Below are 5,177 nucleotides of genomic sequence, written 5' to 3'. Positions count from 1 at the left end.
CGATCACCAGATGAGGCTCTACATGAAGTTCCGTCAAACCAATTCGCCGCCAGAGGCGGCCGCGAAGGCGTCGTTCAGTTCGTCGACCGCTTATCGGCTCGAGAAGGATCTGCGCCTTCCGTCGCAAAAGAAGTCACCGCGGCAAAGGCGCCGGCCGGATCCCTTGGCCAACGTCTTCGGCCTGGAGGTCGTGCCGATGCTGAAGGCGGCTCCCGGCGTGCGGCCCGTGGCCATCTTCGAGGAGATGCTCCGACGCCATCCTGAGCTGGGGGCTGGAATCCGCCGCACGCTCGAGCGCCGGATCCGCGCCTGGCGGGCGATCCACGGCGAGGAGCAGGAGGTCATCTTCCGCCAGACCCACGAAGTGGGCCAGGTCGGCCTGTCCGACTTCACCGATATGGGCGAGCTTGGGGTCGCCATCGCTGGCGTGCCGCTCGATCATCGCCTGTATCACTTCCGGTTGGCCTATTGCGGGTTTGAACACGCCCATGTCGTGCTCGGTGGCGAGAGCTTCGTCGCATTGGCCGAAGGGCTGCAGAATGCCCTGTGGTCGCTCGGTGGGGCACCGCGGGAGCATCGGACCGACAGCCTGTCGGCCGCCTTCTGCAATCTCGATCGCAATGCGAGGGACGATCTGACCAGGCGGTACGAGGACCTCTGCGCCCACTACGGCATGCGGCCTTCCCGCAACAATCGCGGCATCGCCCACGAGAACGGGGCGATCGAAAGCTCGCATGGCCATCTCAAGCGGACGATCGCCGATGCGCTGCTGTTGCGCGGCACTGCCGACTTCGATGATCTCGCCGCCTATCGCGGCTTCATCGACGAGATCGTCAGCCGCCGTAATGCCCGCAACTCCAAGCGGATCGACCACGAGCGCGCCACCCTGCAGGCGTTGCCAGATCGCCGCACCTCGGACTACGAGGAGGTGATTGTCCGCGTGACGTCAAGCGGCGGCTTCACCTTGCGCAAGGTGTTCTACACCGTGCCGTCGCGTTTGATCGGGCACCAACTGCGGGTGCGCCTTTACGACGATCGTCTCGACGTGTTCGTCGGCGGCACCCATCTCGTCACCCTGCCGCGTGGGCGGCCGCATCCCAACGGCAAGCACGACCAGGTCGTCGATTATCGGCACGTGATCCATTCCTTGCGGCGCAAGCCAATGGCGCTGCTCAATCTCGTCTACCGTGATCGGCTGTTCCCGCGCGATGCCTATCGCCGAACCTTCGATTGCTTGCGCGAACGGCTGCCGGACAGGAAAGCCTGCCGGATCATGGTCGATCTGCTCGCACTGGCCCATGAGCGCGGCTGCGAGGCCGAACTCGCCGATCAGCTCGCGACCGAGCTTGATGCCGGCCGACTGCCCGACCTCAACCGGCTGCGCGCTTACTTCTCTCCCGATCCGGCCTGCGTGCCGCACGTCGTGGTGCAGCTCGCACCGCTCGCCACCTATGAGTGCCTCATCGGTGCCGGCGAGATCGGAGGTGCCGCATGAGCACGGCCAACACCATTGACACCGCGCGCCTCAATCTATTGCTCAACGAGTTGCGGCTGCCAGCCATCAAGGTGCTGTGGCCGCAATTTGCCGAGCAGTCCGACAAGGAAGGCTGGCCGGCGGCCCGCTTCCTCGCCACCATTGCCGAGCACGAGATCGCCGAACGCGGCCGCCGCCGCGTCGAGCGCCATCTCGTCGAGGCGCGGCTGCCCGCTGGAAAGACCTTCGACAACTTCGACTTCGAGGCTGTGCCGATGATCTCCAAGGCACAGGTGACCGCGCTCGCCGCCGGCGATGGTTGGCTCGGCAAGGGCGCCAATCTGCTGCTGTTCGGCCCGCCCGGCGGCGGCAAGAGTCACTTGGCGGCAGCCATCGGCCTGGCCCTTATCGAGAACGGATGGCGCGTCCTCTTCACCCGCACCACCGATCTCGTCCAGAAGCTCCAGGTGGCGCGGCGCGAGCTCAATCTCGAGGCCGCCATTAACCGCCTCGACCGCTTCGACCTCCTGATCTGCGATGATCTTGCCTACGTCACGAAGGACCAGGCCGAGACCAGCGTGCTGTTCGAGCTCATCAGCGCTCGCTACGAGCGGCGTTCCATGCTGATCACCGCCAATCAGCCCTTTGGAGAGTGGAACAGGGTCTTCCCGGATCCTGCTATGACGCTCGCCGCCATCGATCGCCTCGTTCACCACGCCACCATCGTCGAGATGAACGTCGAAAGCTATCGCAGGCGCACCGCGCTCGAGCGGAAGCGTGGTCCAGGGCGACCATCCTCGCACGCGACACCAAAAACACTCGCTGATTGACGCTCCGCGACAATCAGAGCGAACAAAACTCTTGCGCGCGACAATCATCGCGGCAATCATCACCTCGCCGCGACACCCACTCGCCATCCTGATTGTCGCGCGCTTCCCATCCAGATTGTCGCGCTATACCTTCAGCTCCAATGCCAGCCAGCGCTCTTGGAGATCCAGTCTGAACTCGCGGTGGCCTATAGGACCGTACTGCGCATGCGGGACATCATTGCCCGTGCCGCACGTACTTACCGAGGGGGTAAATACGGCTTTGGGGCGTGGCCTCGGGAACTGATGCAACACAAGCGCCAGAACAGTGAGAAGACGATACAGGCCACCGCCCTTAAAAAAGCGCTCCCGGAACTCAAGTCGGGTGAAGCGAACTCGCACCGAGCGGCTGCTACGGTTGCTCCTCACGGTCCCGAAGGTGACACCGCGTAAGAAGCGGCAGCGTTCTCTGCTGTAAGTCAGTGTGCTTTGCGCCGTAAGTCATTGGCGCGACGGGCTGAGGTACTCGAAAAGGGGTGTTTTGTGTGCATCTAACGAAACGCCCCGAAGGACAGCCACCGGTCATCTGGGGAGGGTTCCTTACGAGGGTCCTCTGGTGAAGGTCGGTGGCGACACGACGTCAGCCCCGGGTAACAGAAAGCCGGCCTACGCGCAGCTCTCCGACCGCTTGGCGCACGACTATAACAGCACCCTGAATAGCGAGCGCTGCCATGATCGCGGCCACGATCACGTCGGGCCATCCTGTGCCCGTTCCGAACACGCCAGCGGCTGCCAAACAGACTGCGAGGTTCCCAAGCACATCGTTACGGGTGCAAATCCACGCGGATCGCATGTTGGCGTCGCCATGACGATAGGCCCAAAGCAGACCAAAGGAGGCGGCATTAGCAGCCAAGGCCGCAACTCCAACGGTATTCATAGCAAATGCGCTTGGAAGCGTTCCGTGTAGCGAATGCCAAACGACTGTTGCGATGACCCACACACCGAAGGCGGCCATTGTAGCGCCCTTCGCAAGAGCAGCAGCAGCGCGATAGCGGACTGCCATGCCGACTACGAGCAGGCTTATGGCATAGTTTGCAGCGTCACCTAAGAAGTCGAGGGCATCTGCTTGTAACGACGCCGATCCAGCAGCGAGGCCAGCGACGACCTCAACCGCAAACATTGCGGCATTGATCGCCAGCACCGCCCAGAGCACCATGCGGTAAGCAGCATCTCGTTTCTTGTTTCCGCCCAAGTTGAGGGGCGGCGGAGGACAACAGCAATCGTTCATCACCGCAAGATAAGATGAGTTGAGGCCAATCGCTAGTCGAGTTCGTGTCGCCTTTTGGTCCATCGCGACTGGAGTTGGGAGGGAAAGCATCCGCGACGGGCATAGGAACGCAGACTGAGGCGCCCGCTGTATGCAGAACGACGCTGCTGCCGTGACCTCCGCCGCCGCCGCCCTTCAAGCCAAGGAAGCTCGAAGTCGCACGGGGGGCCGATGCTGAATTAGGATCCCTTAGCCAAGGAAGGACCCGTTGATTTCAGATTCGTGCGGGCGCGCTTCGCCTCAACCGGTGTCATTCGGTCCTTTAATTGCAGTTTGGTGTCAAGCCTGCATTTCTGAACTCGCCAATGGCACGGTGGTAGTGCTCGCGCCGTCGAAGCTGTTCCGGGTTGCGGAGACGGCGCGGCCGCGGCTGATACGTGCTTGCCGGTCAGGCATGGATCGTTTGGACTGTTGATGTCTTCGCTGGGGTCATGGTCCTTTCCGAGGTCGCTCAGCGCCTCATGATGATGTCCGGGCCGGGCGCCTCAACGTCTGCAGCGGAGTACGGACAAGCCGTCACCAGCCGAATGAACGAGGTCGCCACAACACCGTCCCAGCGGGACATCGCCAGTCCGGCGGACCGGACCAGGAACTACAAGATCGGTCAGGCTTCCTTTACCAGACCCCAGTCGAACGATGTGCCGTCCCCCCAAATGCAGTGAAGAACTACGGCGATCTTTCGGGCGATGGCGGCCTTTGCCTTCCTCATGCCAATCCTCTTGGCGCGCTTCATGCCCCAAGCCTTTAGGGAAGACCATTTCTTAGTTCGATAAAGTAGCACGGTCGCGGCCCTCAAACAGGTAGGTTCGGAGAAGACGGTCGCCCCAACGTGATATCTTGCCGTTGATGTCGGTTTCGCCAGATTGGTTGCGCCGAGGTGTGAGACCGAGATAGCGCCGACACTCGATGCTGATCTGAAGCGCGACGGGTCATCGATCGTATGGCGGAAGGTCAACGCCGTCACCGCGCCGACACCGGGAACCGTCATTAAGCGGCGCGTCGTCTCATCCGCCTTCGCCAACTGGCGGACTTCAATGTCGAAGTTGTTCTGTTGCTTGCAGATCTGTTCATGGATCGACAGCAGCGGGGTGATCACACTGAAGAGCTGATGATCTTCGCCCAATAGTTCGCTGACCTGGTTGCGGAATTGTTGGCCGATCGCGCGAGGGAACAGCATTCCACATCGACGTGAAGACTGCGGCGAGCGGCGGGAGGCGGCGCCGTGCCGGATTCTGTTCGGCAATCCGGCGCGAAGTCCCGATCCGCACGTTCAATGACTGAAACAGCCCGGTGCCCGGCTTCTGCGAGGTCGACATGGTCGCGCATGGCGGCACGTCGGTCCGGCTCTCCGCGGAGGCAAATTCGAGCGCGCTCGGCTGGTCGTTGCGATCGATCGCATCGCGCACCCGCGCCAGCACGCGCTGCGCCTCGCGCGACAAAGCAGGGATGTCGATGGCGACACGATGCCGGATCGCGCGTTCCTCGGCCTCATGCTTGTGCCCGGCCTCGGCGCGCAGACGCACGTAGCGCTCGATGTCGTGCTTGAGCGCCGCCACATTGGCCTCGGCGC

Annotated in this window: 3 protein-coding genes and 2 pseudogenes; 2 read left to right on the top strand and 3 right to left on the bottom strand. The window is 62.5% G+C overall.

What is annotated here, in order from left to right:
• Both istA and istB read left to right on the top strand, forming a co-directional pair.
• On the top strand, nucleotides 1-1,495 hold a 1,495-nt coding region (istA, locus tag AC0L3A_RS39930), incomplete at its 5' end, for an IS21 family transposase (RefSeq protein WP_473256489.1).
• Nucleotides 1,492-2,304: an IS21-like element ISBj11 family helper ATPase IstB gene (gene istB / locus AC0L3A_RS39925; protein WP_247300139.1), complete on the top strand. Its 813-nt coding sequence runs from the start codon at nucleotides 1,492-1,494 to the stop codon at nucleotides 2,302-2,304. The genes istA and istB, both read left to right, overlap by 4 nt.
• A 616-nt stretch (nucleotides 2,305-2,920) precedes the next feature.
• Here istB and AC0L3A_RS39920 read toward each other — a convergent pair.
• The 3 genes and pseudogenes from AC0L3A_RS39920 to AC0L3A_RS39910 all read right to left on the bottom strand — a co-directional run.
• Nucleotides 2,921-3,568, bottom strand: coding sequence for a cation efflux transmembrane domain-containing protein (locus tag AC0L3A_RS39920; RefSeq protein WP_473256490.1), 648 nt, complete (start codon nucleotides 3,566-3,568; stop codon nucleotides 2,921-2,923).
• Between the two features lie 643 nt (nucleotides 3,569-4,211).
• Nucleotides 4,212-4,604 (bottom strand): annotated as a pseudogene (locus AC0L3A_RS39915) (transposase); the annotation flags it as partial.
• A gap of 70 nt (nucleotides 4,605-4,674) precedes the next feature.
• Nucleotides 4,675-5,177 (bottom strand): annotated as a pseudogene (locus tag AC0L3A_RS39910) (hypothetical protein); the annotation flags it as partial.

The organism is Bradyrhizobium sp. MI1.3, from assembly GCF_055811695.1.
This window is presented reverse-complemented; position numbering and strand designations above follow the sequence as displayed.